The organism is Mesorhizobium sp. M1273 (assembly GCF_040318195.1).
Classification (GTDB): Bacteria; Pseudomonadota; Alphaproteobacteria; order Rhizobiales; family Rhizobiaceae; genus Mesorhizobium.
Window position 1 is genome coordinate 99,789 of the sequence record NZ_JAMYLV010000018.1, and the last position, 16,599, is coordinate 116,387.

Annotated in this window: 14 protein-coding genes; 10 read left to right on the top strand and 4 right to left on the bottom strand. The window is 64.1% G+C overall.

What is annotated here, in order from left to right:
• Nucleotides 1–9 precede the first annotated feature (9 nt).
• Complete coding sequence (locus NKH30_RS19865) at nucleotides 10–1,191, bottom strand: MFS transporter (protein ID WP_352471291.1); 1,182 nt, start codon at nucleotides 1,189–1,191, stop codon at nucleotides 10–12.
• A gap of 137 nt (nucleotides 1,192–1,328) precedes the next feature.
• Here NKH30_RS19865 and NKH30_RS19870 point away from each other — a divergent pair, with 137 nt between their 5' ends.
• Complete coding sequence (locus NKH30_RS19870) at nucleotides 1,329–2,237, top strand: LysR family transcriptional regulator (RefSeq protein ID WP_352500794.1); 909 nt, start codon at nucleotides 1,329–1,331, stop codon at nucleotides 2,235–2,237.
• Nucleotides 2,238–2,297: 60 nt separating this feature from the next.
• Here the strand turns inward: NKH30_RS19870 and NKH30_RS19875 are convergent, their stop codons facing one another.
• Together NKH30_RS19875 and NKH30_RS19880 are read right to left on the bottom strand one after the other, a co-directional pair.
• Nucleotides 2,298–3,347, bottom strand: a complete 1,050-nt coding sequence (locus NKH30_RS19875) for an aldo/keto reductase (protein WP_352996675.1) — start codon at nucleotides 3,345–3,347, stop codon at nucleotides 2,298–2,300.
• 109 nt (nucleotides 3,348–3,456) lie between these two features.
• Complete coding sequence (locus tag NKH30_RS19880; protein WP_352471288.1) at nucleotides 3,457–4,119, bottom strand: YggS family pyridoxal phosphate-dependent enzyme; 663 nt, start codon at nucleotides 4,117–4,119, stop codon at nucleotides 3,457–3,459.
• A 146-nt stretch (nucleotides 4,120–4,265) separates the two neighbouring features.
• Between NKH30_RS19880 and leuS the strand changes: the two genes are divergently transcribed.
• Nucleotides 4,266–6,890: a leucine--tRNA ligase gene (gene leuS / locus NKH30_RS19885; protein WP_352772116.1), complete on the top strand. Its 2,625-nt coding sequence runs from the start codon at nucleotides 4,266–4,268 to the stop codon at nucleotides 6,888–6,890.
• Complete coding sequence (locus tag NKH30_RS19890; RefSeq protein ID WP_352772114.1) at nucleotides 6,877–7,458, top strand: LPS assembly lipoprotein LptE; 582 nt, start codon at nucleotides 6,877–6,879, stop codon at nucleotides 7,456–7,458. The genes leuS and NKH30_RS19890 overlap by 14 nt, the downstream gene beginning before the upstream one ends.
• A 70-nt stretch (nucleotides 7,459–7,528) precedes the next feature.
• Here NKH30_RS19890 and fsa read toward each other — a convergent pair whose 3' ends face one another.
• Nucleotides 7,529–8,182, bottom strand: a complete 654-nt coding sequence (gene fsa, locus NKH30_RS19895) for a fructose-6-phosphate aldolase (protein WP_023719712.1) — start codon at nucleotides 8,180–8,182, stop codon at nucleotides 7,529–7,531.
• Between the two features lie 90 nt (nucleotides 8,183–8,272).
• Between fsa and NKH30_RS19900 the strand changes: the two genes are divergently transcribed.
• The 7 genes from NKH30_RS19900 to NKH30_RS19930 all read left to right on the top strand — a co-directional run bounded on the left by NKH30_RS19900 (nucleotide 8,273) and on the right by NKH30_RS19930 (nucleotide 16,369).
• Complete coding sequence (locus NKH30_RS19900; protein WP_352772112.1) at nucleotides 8,273–10,456, top strand: primosomal protein N'; 2,184 nt, start codon at nucleotides 8,273–8,275, stop codon at nucleotides 10,454–10,456.
• 108 nt (nucleotides 10,457–10,564) lie between these two features.
• Complete coding sequence (locus NKH30_RS19905) at nucleotides 10,565–10,960, top strand: AGROH133_08824 family phage infection protein (protein WP_352772110.1); 396 nt, start codon at nucleotides 10,565–10,567, stop codon at nucleotides 10,958–10,960.
• 246 nt (nucleotides 10,961–11,206) lie between these two features.
• Nucleotides 11,207–11,767, top strand: coding sequence for a F0F1 ATP synthase subunit delta (locus tag NKH30_RS19910; protein ID WP_352996678.1), 561 nt, complete (start codon nucleotides 11,207–11,209; stop codon nucleotides 11,765–11,767).
• Complete coding sequence (atpA, locus tag NKH30_RS19915; RefSeq protein WP_352489181.1) at nucleotides 11,767–13,296, top strand: F0F1 ATP synthase subunit alpha; 1,530 nt, start codon at nucleotides 11,767–11,769, stop codon at nucleotides 13,294–13,296. Before NKH30_RS19910 ends, atpA begins: the two co-directional genes overlap by 1 nt.
• 28 nt (nucleotides 13,297–13,324) lie before the next feature.
• Entirely contained in the window at nucleotides 13,325–14,209 is an 885-nt protein-coding gene (locus tag NKH30_RS19920) for a F0F1 ATP synthase subunit gamma (protein WP_352471280.1), read from the top strand.
• A gap of 67 nt (nucleotides 14,210–14,276) precedes the next feature.
• Complete coding sequence (atpD, locus tag NKH30_RS19925) at nucleotides 14,277–15,842, top strand: F0F1 ATP synthase subunit beta (protein WP_352683656.1); 1,566 nt, start codon at nucleotides 14,277–14,279, stop codon at nucleotides 15,840–15,842.
• A 119-nt stretch (nucleotides 15,843–15,961) separates the two neighbouring features.
• Nucleotides 15,962–16,369, top strand: a complete 408-nt coding sequence (locus NKH30_RS19930) for a F0F1 ATP synthase subunit epsilon (RefSeq protein ID WP_023678096.1) — start codon at nucleotides 15,962–15,964, stop codon at nucleotides 16,367–16,369.
• The last annotated feature ends 230 nt before the right edge of the window (nucleotides 16,370–16,599 follow it).

A 16,599-nucleotide genomic window follows, 5' to 3' on the forward strand; every position in this document is an offset into this window, starting at 1 on the left:
GTTTGCGTTCTATGACCGCGCGATTTCCGGTGTAGCGAGGACAGGATCTCGGTCGAGACGCAGCGCAAACGCCGCTACGGCAAGCGCTGAAAGTGGCAACAGCGCCGCGACCCAGGTGACGGCACCGAGGCCGGGACCATGGGCGATGACCACGCCGCCGAGCCAGGCGCCGGCCGCATTGCCGAGGTTGAAGGCGGCGATGTTGAAGGATGAAGCTAGGCTCTGGCCGGCGCCTTGCGCCTTCTGCAACACCCATAACTGTAGCGGCGCGACGGTGGCGAAGGCGGCGGCGCCGAGCAGGCCGACATAGATAACGGCCATGACCTGGCTGTGCAGGGCGAAGGTCATGGTGCCGAGCACCAGCGCCAGCACGACGAGACTGCCGAGAACGGACGGTACCAGCCAGCGATCGGCGAACTTGCCGCCGGCGAGGTTGCCGGCGATGAGGCCGCCGCCGAAGACCAGCAGGATCGGCGACACCGCTGTCTCGTCAAAACCGGTGATCTCGGTCAGCAACGGGGCGATGTAGGTGAAGACGGCGAAGACGCCGGCATAGCCAAGCACGGTGGTGGCAAAGCCAAGCAGGACCGGCGCGCGGCCGAGCAAGGCGAGATCGGCGCGCAAATTGCTCTTCTCAGGCTCTGTTCGGCTGCGCGGCACCAGCAGCAGAATGATGGTAAAGGCGGCGATGCCGACCAGGGTCACCGCCCAGAAGGTCGCGCGCCAGCCGAAGGCTTGGCCGAGCCATGTGCCGAAGGGCACGCCGAGGATGTTGGCGATGGTCAGGCCGGTGAACATCAGGGCGATCGCCGAGGCTTTCTTGTTGGGCGCCACCAGTCCGGTCGCCACGACCGAGCCGACGCCGAAGAAGGTACCGTGGGCGAAGGCGGTCAGTACGCGCGCACCCATCAGCGTCCAGTAGTCTGGGGCAAGCGCACAAGCGAGGTTGCCCAGCGTGAAGATCGCCATCAGCGCCAGAAGCACGGTCTTGCGCGGCCAACGGCCGGTCGCGATCGTCAGCAGCGGCGCGCCGATGACGACGCCCAGCGCATAGCCAGAAATCAGCTGGCCGGAAGCTGAGATCGAGACGCCGAGATCGGTGCTGACGTCGAGCAGCAGGCCCATGATGACGAATTCGGTGACGCCGATGCCAAAGGCACCGGCGGCAAGAGCGTAAAGAGCAAGGGGCATGGCGGTTCCCACTTCGATGACGACCAGTTTTGACGACGGGCGCCGTGTCCTCCCACGCCCCGATCCGGAAGATCGTGCCGCGATGTGCTGTGAACCAGCCTTGCATCGGGCACATCGTCTGTGAAATAGATTCACCAATGGCCAGGCCCGACATCAATCGCTCCGGCGAGATCGAAGTGTTCGTCCGCGTCGTCGAGGCGGGCAGCTTTTCAGCCGCTGCCCGCGCGTTGCGGATGACGCCGTCGGCGGTGAGCAAGCTGATCGCGCGGCTGGAGGCGCGGCTTGGTGCGCGGCTGGTCAGCCGTTCGACGCGCAAGCTGCAACTGACGCCGGAGGGGGCGGCGTTCTTCGACAGCGGCGTGCGCGTCCTTGCCGACATGGCGGCGGCCGAGCGCGAGGCAGCGGCGGGTGCCGCGCCGCGTGGCCGGCTGCGGATCAACAGCTACGTGCCTTTCGGGCAGCATCGGCTGATCCCGCTTTTGCCGCGTTTCCTAGAGCGCTACCCCGAAATCTCGGTCGATCTGGTGTTGACCGACGATGTCATCGACCTGATGGAGGAGCGCGCTGACGTCGCCATCCGCGCCGGGCCGCTCGGCGAATCACGGCTGGTGGCGCGCAAGCTCGGGCAGAGCCGGGTGGTCGTCGTTGCGGCGCCATCGTATCTCGAAGCGCGTGGCACGCCCAAGACGCCCGCCGACCTCGATCGTCACAACCGGATGGGATTCCGTTTCGTTCGTCACCTCGAGGGCTGGCCTTTTATCGACGCGGCCGGCAAACCGATCACCCTGTCGATCATCGGAAATACGCTGGTCAGCGACGGCGAGGCGATGCGGCTGATGGCGCTCTCGGGGGCGGGCATCGCCCGGCTGGCACGCTGGCATGTGGAGGCCGACATTGCCGCCGGCCGGCTTCTGCCGCTGCTGGAAGATTTCAATCCCGGCGACGAGGAACTCACCCACGCCGTCTATGTCGGCCAAGGCAAGTATCTGCCGGCGCGGGTGCGGGCGTTTTTGGACTTTTTGGTCGAGACTGTTCGGCTGACTTGAGCCCAAAAAAAGATAGGGAGCCTGCCGGCTCCCGAAGCATCAAATCGAAGGTAAATTGAACTACTTTTTCGGCACAAAGGGCGCCGGCCGCCGGCCGGCCGCCTGACGCTCCAGCATCCAGCCCGGGTATTCGGCGGGCAGGGCACTGACTTCGTCGAGGCGAACAAGATCATCGGCATCGAGCTGCAACTCGGTGGCTGCAAGGTTCTGTTCCAGCTGCTCCATGCGGCTGGCGCCGATGATGACGCTCATCACGAATGGCTTGGCCAGGACATAGCCGAGCGCCACCGTGGCGACGCTGACGCCGTGCTTGACGGCGATCTCGCGCATGACAGCGACCGCTGCCCAGGCACGGTCCTCATTGACCGGCGGGAAATTGAAGCTGGCGCGACGGCCCTCGCCATTGCCGGGGGCGCCCGGTCCGTATTTGCCGGAGAGCAGGCCGCCAGCCATCGGCGACCAGACCATCAGCCCGAGCTTCTCCTCGTTGAGCAGCGGCACGATTTCGCGCTCGAGATCGCGGCCGGCGATCGAATAATACGACTGCACGGTCTCGAAGCGGGCAAAGCCTTTGCGCTCCGCAATACCCAGCGCCTTGGCGATGCGCCAGGCCTGCCAGTTCGAGACGCCGACATAGCGGACCTTGCCGGCGGCAACCAGGTCGTCGAGCGCCCGCAGCGTTTCGTCGATCGGCGTCACCGTGTCGGTGCCGTGCAGCTGGTAGAGATCGATGTGATCGAGCTGTAGCCGCTCGAGGCTGCTCTCGACCGAATCCATGATGTGGCCGCGCGAGGAACCGCGCTGGTTCGGGCCGCCGCCCATGGCGCCATGAACCTTGGTGGCGATGATCACGTCCTGACGGTTGACGCCAAGGTTCCTGAGCGACTGGCCGAGAAGCCGTTCCGAGGCGCCGAAGGAATAGACATCCGCCGTGTCGAAGAAATTGACGCCGGCGGCGAGCGAGCGGGCAACGATCTGGTCGACGCCCTTCTGGTCGAGGCTGGCGATCAGGCCCCATTGGGCGTTCTCGCCGGCCGCGCCGAACGTCATCGTGCCGAGGCAAAGTTCGGAGACGAATATCCCCGTATTTCCAAGTTGATTGTAACGCATGGTGGCTCCAGACGGGTTGAGAATAACTCGACCGATATAGGAACGAAACGTTCCGTTTCTATACGCTGGCTTAGTCAATGTCAGCTTGTGGCCTAAGGCCGGCTGTGCCTCATCTGGCGCCGAAAATCGCCGATCCAACCCTGACACTGGTCGCGCCGAAGGCGATCGCGGTTTCGTAGTCGCCGGACATGCCCATGGAGAGCTTGTCGACGCAGGCCTCGAGCCCAAGCTTTTCCAGCAGCGCGAAATGCGGACCGGGGTTCTCGTCGGCCGGCGGAATGCACATCAGCCCTTCGATGGCGAGGGCGTGAACCGAGCGGCAGCGGGCGACGAAGGCGACAGCCTCGCGTGGCTCGATGCCGGCCTTTTGCGGCTCGGAGCCGGTGTTGACCTGGACATAGAGCCTTGGCGTCCTGCCCTGCCTGGCGATTTCCTTGGCCAGCTCTGCGGCGATCTTTTCACGGTCGATGGTTTCGATGACGTCGAACAATGCCACCGCTTCCTTGGCCTTGTTCGATTGCAGCGGACCGATCAGATGCAGCTCGACGTCGGGAAACGCCGTCCGCAGTGCCGGCCATTTGGCTTGTGCTTCCTGGACGCGGTTTTCGCCGAAGACGCGCTGGCCGGCCTCGATGACGGGGCGGATATCGGCGGCGTCGAAGGTTTTCGAGACCGCGACCAGCGTCACCGCTCCGGCCTCACGGCCTGCCTCGCGCTCGGCGGCAGCGATCCTTGCCTTGACCGTGAAAAGCTGTTCGGCGGCGCTCGCCATGCCAATATCCTGCCTGTGTTTGGCTTTTCGCCGGATCGCCGCAGTTGACGGGTCCGGCAATCCATGGTGAACACCGCGACGACATTTCCTGAGCCGCCCGGGCATTGTCCGGCGGCTCGCGCATGCTTTTAAGTGAAAAACACCCGATGGCAACCGAACGATACAATCCGCGCGCGTCAGAGCCCAAATGGCAGAAGGCCTGGGACGCCAAGAAGCTGTTCGAAGCCGACAATGACGACCCGCGCCCGAAATACTACGTGCTGGAGATGTTCCCCTATCCGTCGGGGCGCATCCATATCGGCCATACCCGCAACTATACGATGGGCGACGTGGTGGCGCGCTACAAGCGGGCCAAGGGTTTCAACGTGCTGCACCCGATGGGCTGGGACGCCTTTGGCATGCCAGCCGAAAACGCGGCGATGCAGAACAAGGTCCATCCCAAGGACTGGACCTATCAGAACATTGCCGCCATGCGCGAGCAGCTCAAGGTCATGGGCCTGTCGCTCGATTGGGCGCGCGAGTTCGCCACCTGCGATGTCGACTACTATCACCGCCAGCAGATGCTGTTCCTCGATTTCGTCGAGAAGGGGCTGGTGACGCGCAAATCCTCCAAGGTCAACTGGGATCCGGAGGACATGACGGTGCTTGCCAACGAGCAGGTCATCGACGGACGCGGCTGGCGCTCAGGCGCGCTGGTGGAACAGCGCGAGCTGACGCAGTGGTTCTTCAAGATCACCGATTATGCGCAGGATCTGCTGGATTCGCTCGATCAGCTCGACGACTGGCCGGAAAAAGTGAAGCTGATGCAGGCGAACTGGATCGGCCGTTCAGAAGGGCTGCTGATCCGCTGGCCGCTGGCCAAGCCAATCGCCGGCGAGCATGAGCTCGAAGTCTATACGACCAGGCCCGACACCATCTTCGGCGCGTCCTTCATGGCGATTGCGGCCGACCATCCGCTGGCCAAAAAGGCCGCCGAAGACAATCCGGCACTGGCAAAGTTCATCGACGAAGTCCGCCATATGGGCACTTCGGCGGCGGCATTGGAGACGGCCGAGAAGAAGGGCTTCGATACCGGCATTCGCGTCGTCCATCCGTTCGACGAGAGGTGGACGCTACCCGTCTACGTCGCCAATTTCGTGCTGATGGACTATGGCACCGGCGCCATCTTCGGCTGCCCGGCACATGACCAGCGCGACCTCGACTTCGCCAACAGATACGGCCTTCCGGTCATTCCGGTGGTGATGCCGGAAGGCGAGAATCAAGGAAGCTTCCAGGTCATCGACGAGGCTTACGTCGATGATGGCGCGATGATCAATTCGCGCTTCCTCGACGGCATGAAGCCGGATCAGGCATTCGACGAGGTGGCGAAGCTGCTGGAACAAAGGACCATCGGCAACCGGCCGATGGCAGAGCGCAAGGTGAATTTCCGCCTGCGCGACTGGGGCATTTCGCGCCAGCGCTATTGGGGCTGCCCGATCCCGATGATCCATTGCGAGGATTGCGGCGTGGTGCCGGTGCCGAAAGCCGACCTGCCGGTCAAGCTGCCGGACGACATCGAGTTCGACCGGCCGGGCAATCCGCTCGATCGCCATCCGACATGGCGGCGCGTCAAATGCCCGCGTTGCGGCAAGGATGCGCGGCGAGAAACCGACACGATGGACACATTTGTCGATTCTTCGTGGTATTTCGCTCGCTTCACCGCGCCGTGGGCAAATGATCCGACCGATCCCGAGGCCGCGACTGAATGGCTGCCGGTTGACCAGTATATTGGCGGTATTGAGCATGCGATCCTGCATTTGCTCTATTCGCGCTTTTTCACCCGCGCCATGCGCGAGACCGGCCATGTCGATCTCGCCGAGCCGTTCAGGGGCCTGTTCACGCAAGGCATGGTGGTGCACGAGACCTATCGGGTTGGCGGCGCCTCGAACGGCCGCTGGCTTGCGCCAAGCGAGGTCAGGCTGGAAGACGCCGACGGCAAGCGCCGCGCCTTCGAAATCGCCACCGGCGAAGAGGCGGTGATCGGTCCGCTCGAAAAAATGTCGAAGTCGAAGAAGAATACGGTGAGTCCGGAAGAGATCACCGACGGCTACGGCGCCGATACGGCGCGCTGGTTCATGCTGTCCGACTCGCCGCCCGAGCGCGATGTCGAATGGACCGACGAGGGTGCGGCCGGCGCGCATCGCTTCATCCAGCGCATCTGGCGCCTGGTGTCGACGGCTGCCGAATCGCTCGCCGGAGTCCGGCCAGAGGCGGCGAAGGACGGCGAGGCCGGGACAGTGTCCAAGGCCGCGCACAAGATCTTGAAGTCGGTCGGCGAGGATATCGAAAAGCTCGCCTTCAACCGCGCCATCGCCCGCATCTATGAGCTCGCCAATGCCTTGACCGTACCGCTCAACGAGGCGGCAGAGGGCAAGGCCGGTCCGGCGCTGCAAGCGGCCTGCCGTGAGGCCGTCGAGATCCTGGTGCACCTGATCGCGCCGGTCATGCCGCATCTGGCCGAGGAGTGCTGGCAGACGCTCGGCGGCACCGACCTTGTCGCCGAACGGCCCTGGCCGGACTACGATGCCTCGCTTGTCGTCGACGCCGAGATCGTGCTGCCGGTCCAGGTCAACGGCAAGAAGCGCGGCGATTTGACAATTGCCCGAGACGCGGACCAAGGTGCGGTCGAAAAAGCGGTTCTGGCTCTCGACTTCGTGCAGAAAGCGCTCGAAGGTAAGGCGCCGCGCAAGGTGATCATCGTGCCGCAGAGGATCGTCAATGTCGTTGCCTGATCCGCGAAAGACAGAGCTGACGCTGCGCCGTGTCGTGCTTTGCGGGCTGCTCGCCTCGGTGGCGCTGGTTTCCGCCTGCACGGTGCGGCCGCTCTATTCGAGCGCGCCGCTGGTCGCCGGCTCGCAGGTCGGCGCTGCTGCCGAGCTGGCATCGATCTCGGTCAAGCCGGTCAAGACCCGCTACGCCCAGCAGGTCCGCAACAATTTGATCTTCGCGCTCGGCCAGGGCGCCGGCGAGCCGGCTTCGCCGGTCTATTCGCTTGATCTCGGCGTCTCCGAACTCGTCGAATCGGCGGCAATCGAGCAGGTCACGACCGACGAGGACGAGCCGACGGCCGGCACTGTAACGCTGACCGCCAACTATGTGCTCAGCGATGCCAAGACGGGCACGGTCATAGCTAGGGGCAAGCGCTCGATTCCGTCGTCATACGACAGGCCGCGCCAGGAATTCGCGTCATACCGGGCCCAGATCGACGCCGAGAACCGTGCGGCGCGCGAGCTGGCAGATGTGCTGCGGCTGTCGATCGCCCAGGATCTGATCAAGCACGGCAAGCCGGCGGCAAGCTAGGTCTTTCCGGAGTGCGCAATCTGCAAAAAAGGCCGATTGCTCGGCCTTTTTTGTTCGTAGGATAGTCGCTTCAGCCGATCTTCTGCCCGGTCTTTGCCCAGTCGGCGAGGAACTGCTCCAGGCCCTTGTCGGTCAGCGGGTGCTTGACCAGTGCCTTGAGCGTCGCCGGTGGCGCGGTGATGACATCGGCACCGATTAGCGCCGCCTGCTTGACATGGTTCACGGTACGCACCGAAGCGGTCAGGATCTCGGTCTGGAAGTCATAATTGTCGTAGATGGTGCGGATATCGGCAATCAGCTCCATGCCGTCCCAGCCGCTGTCGTCGATGCGGCCGACGAACGGCGAGATGAAGGAAGCGCCGGCCTTGGCGGCGAGCAGCGCCTGGGTGGCCGAGAAGCACAGCGTGACGTTGACCATGCGGCCGTCCGACCGGATGTCCTTGCAGGCTCTCAGGCCATCGAGCGTCAGCGGCACCTTGATGCAGACATTGTCGGCGATCCTGGCCAGGATCTTGGCCTCCGCCATCATGTCCTTGTATTCGGTGGCGACGACTTCGGCCGAGACCGGGCCCTTGACGATCTCGCAGATCTCCCGTGTGACGTCGGCGATCTTGCCGCCGGATTTCAGGATCAGCGACGGATTGGTGGTTACGCCGTCGAGCAGCCCCAAATCGTTCAGCTCGCGGATTTCCTTGACATCGGCGGTGTCGACAAAAAATTTCATGGCGGTCTCCTGAAGATTTTTCATGTGCACGTCATGCACATTCGGGGTCGGACTTTGATCTAGACCAAAGTCGGGGCAAGGTCACGCCTCATGATCGAAGATTCGCCCTTTGTCGCGGCCGCACCGGTGCTGGTGCCGATGCCCGCCGAGCGCCCCTACACCTATGCCGTGCCGGCTGGTATGCGCGTGGTGCCGGGCTCGATCGTGCGCGTTCCGCTTGGGCCCCGCCAGGTCGCCGGCATCGTCTGGGACGGCGCCGTCGAGATGGTCGACGCGAAGAAGTTGCGGCCGATCGAGCAGGTTTTCGACTGCCCGCCGATCGACCGCGCGATGCGGCGTTTTGTCGATTGGGTGGCGCAGTACACGCTGTCGCCGCCCGGCATGGTGGCGCGCATGCTGCTCAGGGCGCCGGAGGCGTTCGATCCGGAGCCGTGGATCGAAGGGCTGCAGCGCACCTTCGCCAAGCCCGACCGGATGACGGAGGCGAGGATGCGCGTGCTGGAGACAGCCGAAGGCGGACTTGCCTGGACGCGATCCGGCCTGGCGCATGCGGCAGGCGTGTCGTCGACGGTGGTGGACGGGCTGCGGGCGCAGGGCGTATTCCAGACGGTGATGATCCCGCCGCGGCCGGTGGTCGCAGCACCCGATCCCGGCTACGCCGTGCCTTCACTGATGCCGGACCAGAGCGAAGCAGCCGAGATGCTGCGCACCAACGTCGCGACCGGCACATTCGGCGTCACCCTGCTCGATGGTGTAACCGGATCCGGCAAGACGGAGGTCTATTTCGAGGCGGTTGCGGCCGCGCTCGATCGCGGCAAGCAGGTGCTGATCCTGCTGCCGGAAATTGCGCTGACCCACGCTTTTCTCGAACGCTTCCAGGAGCGGTTCGGTGCCAAGCCGGCGGAATGGCACTCGGATCTGCCGCCAAGGATGCGCGAAAAGGTCTGGCGGCAGGTAGCGGAAGGCGGCGTGCGGGTCGTCGCCGGCGCGCGCTCGGCGCTGTTCCTGCCGTTCAGGGAGCTTGGACTGATCGTCGTCGACGAAGAGCACGATCCCGCCTACAAGCAGGAGGATCGCGTCTTTTACAACGCGCGCGATATGGCCGTGGTGCGCAGCCATATCGGCGGCTTTCCGGTCGTGCTCGCCTCGGCGACACCGTCGGTCGAAAGCCGAGTCAATGCCAGCCAGGGCCGCTACAGCAGGGCGGTGCTTTCGGCGCGCTTTGCCGAGGCGGCACTTCCCGATCTCAAGACGATCGACATGCGCCGCGCGCCGCCTGCACGCGGCGGCTTCCTGTCGCCTGTACTGCTCGGCCATATACGGCAGACGCTGGAAAGAAAGGAACAGTCGCTGCTGTTCCTCAACCGGCGCGGTTATGCGCCGCTGACGCTCTGCCGGGTCTGCGGCCACCGCTTCGGCTGTCCGGTCTGCTCGGCCTGGCTGGTCGAGCACCGCTTTCGCGGCCAGCTCGTCTGCCACCACTGCGGGCACAATGAACGCCGGCCCGAAGCCTGTCCGGAATGCGGCACGCTCGATCATCTGGTCGCCTGCGGGCCAGGCGTCGAGCGCATCGCCGAGGAGGTCGTCGCGCATTTCCCCGATGCCCGCACCATCGTCTTGTCGTCGGACCTGATGGGCGGCGTGCGGCGGCTGCGGCTCGAGCTTGAAGCCATCGCCAATGGCGAGGCCGACATCGTCATCGGCACGCAACTCGTCGCCAAGGGCCACAACTTCCCCAACATGACGCTGGTCGGTGTGGTCGATGCCGATCTCGGCCTTGCCAATGGCGACCCGCGCGCCGCCGAGCGCACCTTCCAACTACTCAGCCAGGTGACCGGCCGCGCCGGCCGCACCGGCAAGAAAAGCCTCGGCCTGCTGCAGACCTTCCAACCCGACCACCCGGTGATGCGCGCGATCGTCTCAGGCGATGCCGAGGCCTTCTACGAGCGCGAGATCGCCGAGCGTGAGCGGGCGGGGCTGCCGCCCTTCGGCAGGCTCGCCGGCGTCATCGTCAGCGCGGCGACACGGGCCGAAGCCGAAGCGCACGCCCGTGGCCTGCGTCGCGCCGCGCCGCAAGCCACCGACCTGTTCGTGCTCGGCCCGGCCGAGGCGCCGCTGTCATTGATCGGCGGCCGCCATCGCTTTCGCCTGCTGATCCAGGGCGAACGGCGCGCCGACATGCAAGGGTTCATTCGCACCATGCTGGCCGAGGGGCCGAAGATAAGGGGCTCGGTGCGAGTCCAGGTCGACATCGACCCGCAGAGCTTTTTGTGAAGGGGCTCAGAGGACAGGCTTCCGCAAATTGCCGATGCCCATCTGGCGTATGTCTCTTGCTTCGCTAGAATGCCCGAAATTTTGAATATGCATTTAAGAGGGGACAAGATGGAATTTGCGTTTCCGTGGCCGATGAGCCAGGGCGAGTGGCTGGCGTGGTCGAGCGCGGTCGCGACCCTATTGCTCGGCCTATTGCTATTCCTGGCGCCACAGCTGGCATTCCGCATCCTGCGGCTGCAGGTCAGACCGGAGAAGGCGGCGGCGATCGCCGAGGGGCGCGGCCGGATGTCGGGGTTCTATCTCGGCCTCAGCCTGTGCTGCATCCTCCTGGCGCAGCCGCTGCTCTACATGGCGCTCGGCTTCTCCTGGCTATTCACCGCCTTCGGCCGGCTGCTATCGATGATGTCGGACGGCGCCAATACGCCGTTCAACTGGGCATCCATCCTCGTCGAGCTGGTGCTGGCGGCGCTGCCGCTTGCCTTCGCCTTCGGCTTTTTGCCCTGAATCAGGGATCAATCCGGGGTTGGTTGCTGAACTCGCCCGGCGGATGCGACAATAGTGCCTGAAAACCATGCCGGACGACGCATTGCGGTCTGAAAATGCCTGTGCTAGACGGCAATCGACTTTCGACCGGGGATAGCGGAAGCCGCGCCTCCGTGCTTGGAAAAATGCAGTAAGGTCAAAGATTTAGCCAGAGTTTTTGCTCGCGCCAACAATCTGCGGCCTGTCAGACAAGAGAAAAGACGGTCCGTGGCCCAATCGTCATCGCCAATCTCAGGTGTCGCAGAACGCTATGCGGGTTCGCTGTTCGAACTCGCGCTGCAGACCAATTCGGTCGCCAGCGTCGAGGCCGACCTCAACAGTTTCGAAGCGATGCTCGAAGGCAGCGCTGACCTTTCGCGGCTGATCAGGAGCCCGGTCTTCTCCAGCGAGGACCAGGCCAAGGCGATCGCCGCGATCGCCGACAAAGCGGGGATCACCGGCCTCACCGGCAATTTCCTGCGCGTCGTTGCCCAGAATCGCCGGCTGTTCGCCGTTCCCGGCATGATCAAGGGGTTCCGCCAGATCGCCGCCGAACACCGTGGCGAGACCGCTGCCGAGGTCACCTCGGCGCATGCGCTGACGCCTGCCCAGGAAACCGAGCTGAAAGCAGCGCTGAAAAGCGTCGCCGGCAAGGACGTGGCGATCACGGTCACCGTCGATCCGTCGCTGCTCGGCGGACTGGTGGTCAAGATCGGCTCGCGCCAGATCGATACGTCGCTCAAAACCAAACTCAATTCGCTCAAGCTTGCACTGAAAGAGGTCGGCTGATGGACATCCGCGCCGCGGAAATTTCCGCAATTCTGAAAGACCAGATCAAGAATTTCGGCAAGGAGGCCGAGGTCTCCGAAGTCGGCCAGGTGCTGTCCGTCGGTGACGGTATCGCCCGCGTCTACGGCCTCGACAATGTCCAGGCCGGCGAGATGGTCGAGTTCCCCGGTGGCATCCGCGGCATGGCGCTTAACCTCGAAGCCGACAATGTCGGCGTTGTCATCTTCGGCGCCGACCGCGACATCAAGGAAGGCGACACCGTCAAGCGCACCGGCGCCATCGTCGATGCGCCCGTCGGCATGGGCCTGCTCGGCCGCGTCGTCGACGCGCTCGGCAACCCGATTGACGGCAAAGGCCCGATCCAGGCCACCGAACGCAAGCGCGTCGACGTCAAAGCGCCCGGCATCATCCCGCGCAAATCGGTGAACGAGCCGATGTCGACCGGCCTCAAGGCCATCGACGCGCTGATCCCGGTCGGCCGCGGCCAGCGCGAGCTGGTCATCGGCGACCGCCAGACCGGCAAGACCGCGATCATCCTCGACACCATGCTCAACCAGAAATCGGTGCACGACAACGGCCCTGAGAAGGAAAAGCTGTACTGCGTCTATGTCGCCGTCGGCCAGAAGCGCTCGACGGTGGCGCAGTTCGTCAAGGTCCTGGAAGAGCGCGGCGCACTCGACTATTCGATCATCATCGCCGCGACCGCCTCCGATCCGGCGCCGATGCAGTTCCTGGCGCCGTTCACCGCCTGCACCATGGGCGAATATTTCCGCGACAACGGCATGCACGCGCTGATCAGCTACGACGATCTGTCGAAGCAGGCCGTCGCCTATCGCCAGATGTCGCTGCTGCTGCGCCGTCCTCCGGGCCGCGAGGCCTATCCCGGCGACGTCTTCTACCTGCACTCGCGCCTGCTCGAGCGCGCTGCCAAGCTCAACGACGAAAACGGCGGCGGGTCTCTGACGGCGCTGCCGATCATCGAAACGCAGGCCAACGACGTTTCGGCCTATATCCCGACCAACGTCATCTCGATCACCGACGGCCAGATCTTCCTGGAAACCAATCTGTTCTTCCAGGGCGTGCGCCCGGCGGTCAATGTCGGCCTGTCGGTGTCGCGCGTCGGCTCCTCGGCGCAGATCAAGGCGATGAAGCAGGTTGCCGGGTCAATCAAGGGCGAGCTCGCGCAGTACCGCGAAATGGCTGCTTTCGCGCAGTTCGGCTCCGACCTCGATGCCGCCACGCAACGCCTGCTCAACCGCGGCTCGCGTCTGACCGAGCTGTTGAAGCAGCCGCAATTCTCGCCGCTCAAAGTCGAGGAGCAGGTCGCGGTGATCTTCGCCGGCGTCAACGGCTATCTCGACAAGCTGGCGATCAACCAGGTCGGCAAGTTCGAGCATGGCCTGTTGTCGCATATGCGCTCGGCCGGCAAGGACGTGCTCGACGGCATCCGCAAGGAGAAGGCGCTGTCCGACGATCTGCGCGCCAGGCTGAAGGCAGAAATCGACGCCTTCGCCAAGACCTTTGCTTGAGCAGGACGGACGGGATCAGGTTTGAAGCATGCCTTCGTTAAAAGACCTTCGTAACCGTATCGCCTCGGTCAAGGCGACGCAGAAGATCACCAAGGCGATGCAGATGGTCGCCGCGGCGAAGCTGCGTCGCGCGCAGGAAGCGGCGGAAGCGGCGCGTCCCTATTCGGAGCGCATGGGCGCGGTGCTGGCCAACATCACCCAGGCGATCGGCGGCGGCGGCGATGCCCCGGCGCTGATGACCGGCACCGGCAAGGACGACGTGCATCTGCTTGTCGTCTGCACGGCCGAACGCGGTCTGTGCGGCGGCTTCAATTCGCAGATCGCCCGCTTTGCCCGCGACCACATCCGTAAGCTTCTGGCAGACGGCAAGCAGGTCAAGATCATCTGCGTCGGCAAGAAGGGGTTCGACATATTGCGCCGCGACTACGGGGCGCTGATCATCGAGCGTGTCGACCTGCGCGAGGTCAAGACGCTGGGCTTCGTCAATGCCGATGCCATCGCCAAGAAGGTGATCCACCTGTTCAACGAAGGCGGCTTCGATATCTGCACGCTGTTCTATTCGCAGTTCAAGTCGGTGATCAGCCAGATCCCGACGGCGCAGCAAATTATCCCGGCGGGCGCGCCTGCGGCTGGCGCGGAAGTGAGGGATGGCGGCAGCGCCGTCTACGAATACGAGCCGGAGCCGGGCGAGATCCTCTCCGATCTCATCCCGCGCAACATTTCCGTGCAGGTTTTTCGCGCGCTGCTCGAGAATGCTGCCGGCGAGATGGGCGCCAAGATGAGCGCCATGGACAATGCGACGCGCAACGCCGGCGACATGATCAACAAATTGTCGATCACCTACAACCGCCAGCGGCAGGCGCAGATCACCAAGGAATTGATCGAAATCATTTCGGGCGCCGAGGCGCTCTAGGCACGCCCACAAGGAGGTCATCGACCTCAAGCGTGTGAGAAACAAAGAGACGAAAAGGGTAAGAACGATGGCGAAAGCAGCGACCCCGAAGACGGTAGCCCCGAAGGCCGCGGCACCAGCGAAGGCTCCGGCGGCAGCAAAGGCCGCTCCGGCCAAGAAGGCGGCAGCAACCAAGGCCGCCGCTGTGAATGCGCCGGCCGCCACCATCAAGAAAACCGGCCTGGCAGGCAAGGTTCGCCAGGTCATCGGCGCCGTTGTCGACGTCCAGTTCGGCGAACATCTGCCGGCGATCCTGAACGCGCTTGAGACGATCAACGTCGGCAATCGCCTGGTGCTAGAGGTGGCCCAGCATCTGGGCGAAAACACCGTGCGCTGCATCGCCATGGACTCGACCGAAGGTCTGGTCCGCGGCCAGGACGTCTATGATACCGGCGCTCCGATCACCGTGCCGGTCGGCCCGGGCATGCTCGGCCGCATCATCAACGTCATCGGCGAGCCGGTCGACGAGGCAGGCCCGGTCGACGGCATCGAGATGCGCTCGATTCACCAGCCGGCGCCGACCTATGTCGAGCAGTCGACGGAAGCGCAGATCCTGGTCACCGGCATCAAGGTGCTCGACCTGCTGGCCCCCTATGCCCGCGGCGGCAAGATCGGCCTGTTCGGCGGCGCCGGCGTCGGCAAGACGGTGCTGATCCAGGAACTGATCAACAACGTCGCCAAGGCGCATGGCGGCTTCTCGGTGTTCGCCGGCGTCGGCGAGCGCACCCGCGAAGGCAACGACCTCTATCACGAGTTCATCGAGTCCGGCGTCAACAAGAAGGGCGGCGGCGAAGGCTCCAAGGCCGCGCTCGTCTATGGCCAGATGAACGAGCCGCCGGGCGCCCGCGCCCGCGTCGGCCTGACCGGGCTGACGGTTGCCGAATATTTCCGCGATCAGGGCCAGGACGTGCTGTTCTTCGTAGACAACATCTTCCGTTTCACGCAGGCGGGCTCGGAAGTGTCGGCGCTGCTCGGCCGCATTCCTTCGGCCGTGGGCTACCAGCCGACGCTGGCCACCGACATGGGTGCGCTGCAGGAGCGTATCACCACGACGACCAAGGGTTCGATCACCTCGGTGCAGGCGATCTATGTGCCGGCCGACGACCTGACCGACCCTGCACCGGCGACCTCGTTCGCCCACCTCGACGCGACGACCGTGCTCAACCGCGCGATTTCGGAAAAGGGCATCTATCCGGCGGTCGATCCGCTCGATTCGACCTCGCGCATGCTCGACCCGATGGTTGTCGGCGAAGAGCATTACCAGGTCGCCCGCCAGGTGCAGTCGATCCTTCAGCGCTACAAGTCGCTGCAGGACATCATCGCCATCCTGGGCATGGACGAGCTGTCGGAAGAGGATAAGCAGACCGTGGCCCGCGCCCGCAAGATCGAGCGCTTCCTGTCGCAGCCCTTCTTCGTCGCCGAAGTGTTCACCGGCGCACCGGGCAAGCTGGTCGACCTCGCCGACACCATCAAGGGCTTCAAGGGCCTTTGCAACGGCGATTACGACCATCTGCCGGAGGCCGCCTTCTACATGGTCGGCGGCATCGAGGAAGCGGTCGAGAAGGCACAGCGCCTGGCCGCTGAAGCGGCCTGATGGTGAATGGTCGATAGTGAATTGTGAATGGGGAGTAGCGGATAGGAAATCGGGGGCTGAGTGAAGGTCATTCTTTCTGACTATTCACCATTCACCATTCACCAGTCGCTAAATTGATCATGCCTGAAGCTTTCAAATTCGAACTGGTCTCGCCGGAGCGCCTCTTGGTTTCCGAGCAGGTCGAATCCGTCGTCATTCCGGGCGCCGAGGGCGAAATGACTGTCATGGCGCATCACGCGCCGGTCATGACGACGATCAAGCCGGGCGTCGTCACGCTAAAGACCGCGCAAGGCAAGGAAGAGCGCTATGTGGTGTTCGGCGGCTTTGCCGACATCGTTCCGGCCGGCTGCACGCTGCTGGCGGAATCGGCTGTGGCCGTCGGCGACATCGACCGCGCCGACCTTGCCCGCCGCATCCAGGAGGCCAGGGAAGACGCCGCCGACGCCAAGGACGACCAGACCCGCAGCAAGGCCGAGCAGTTCCTCAACCAGCTTACGACGCTTGAAGGTGCGCTGTTGCCGGCTTAACAGGCGCCCCTTGCCTTCTCCCCTTGTGGGAGAAGGTGGATCGGCGCGCAGCGCCGAGACGGTTGAGGGGTGTTGGAAGAACTGAGACGGCGGCGATCCCTGGAGCACCCCTCATCCGACCGAGCTCCGCTCGGCCACCTTCTCCCACAAGGAGATCTTTGCACAGAAGCCGATCAGTGATTCTGTTGTGAGGTTGGAGCAGGGAGATTCGCGATGGTGGATCGTGTTCT

Coding starts and splice junctions, on each gene's coding strand:
- NKH30_RS19865 (WP_352471291.1), bottom strand. CDS start 1,191: ATGCCCCTTGCTCTTTACGCTCTTGCCGCCGGTGCCTTTGGCATCGGC.
- NKH30_RS19870 (WP_352500794.1), top strand. CDS start 1,329: ATGGCCAGGCCCGACATCAATCGCTCCGGCGAGATCGAAGTGTTCGTC.
- NKH30_RS19875 (WP_352996675.1), bottom strand. CDS start 3,347: ATGCGTTACAATCAACTTGGAAATACGGGGATATTCGTCTCCGAACTT.
- NKH30_RS19880 (WP_352471288.1), bottom strand. CDS start 4,119: ATGGCGAGCGCCGCCGAACAGCTTTTCACGGTCAAGGCAAGGATCGCT.
- leuS (WP_352772116.1), top strand. CDS start 4,266: ATGGCAACCGAACGATACAATCCGCGCGCGTCAGAGCCCAAATGGCAG.
- NKH30_RS19890 (WP_352772114.1), top strand. CDS start 6,877: ATGTCGTTGCCTGATCCGCGAAAGACAGAGCTGACGCTGCGCCGTGTC.
- fsa (WP_023719712.1), bottom strand. CDS start 8,182: ATGAAATTTTTTGTCGACACCGCCGATGTCAAGGAAATCCGCGAGCTG.
- NKH30_RS19900 (WP_352772112.1), top strand. CDS start 8,273: ATGATCGAAGATTCGCCCTTTGTCGCGGCCGCACCGGTGCTGGTGCCG.
- NKH30_RS19905 (WP_352772110.1), top strand. CDS start 10,565: ATGGAATTTGCGTTTCCGTGGCCGATGAGCCAGGGCGAGTGGCTGGCG.
- atpA (WP_352489181.1), top strand. CDS start 11,767: ATGGACATCCGCGCCGCGGAAATTTCCGCAATTCTGAAAGACCAGATC.
- NKH30_RS19920 (WP_352471280.1), top strand. CDS start 13,325: ATGCCTTCGTTAAAAGACCTTCGTAACCGTATCGCCTCGGTCAAGGCG.
- atpD (WP_352683656.1), top strand. CDS start 14,277: ATGGCGAAAGCAGCGACCCCGAAGACGGTAGCCCCGAAGGCCGCGGCA.
- NKH30_RS19930 (WP_023678096.1), top strand. CDS start 15,962: ATGCCTGAAGCTTTCAAATTCGAACTGGTCTCGCCGGAGCGCCTCTTG.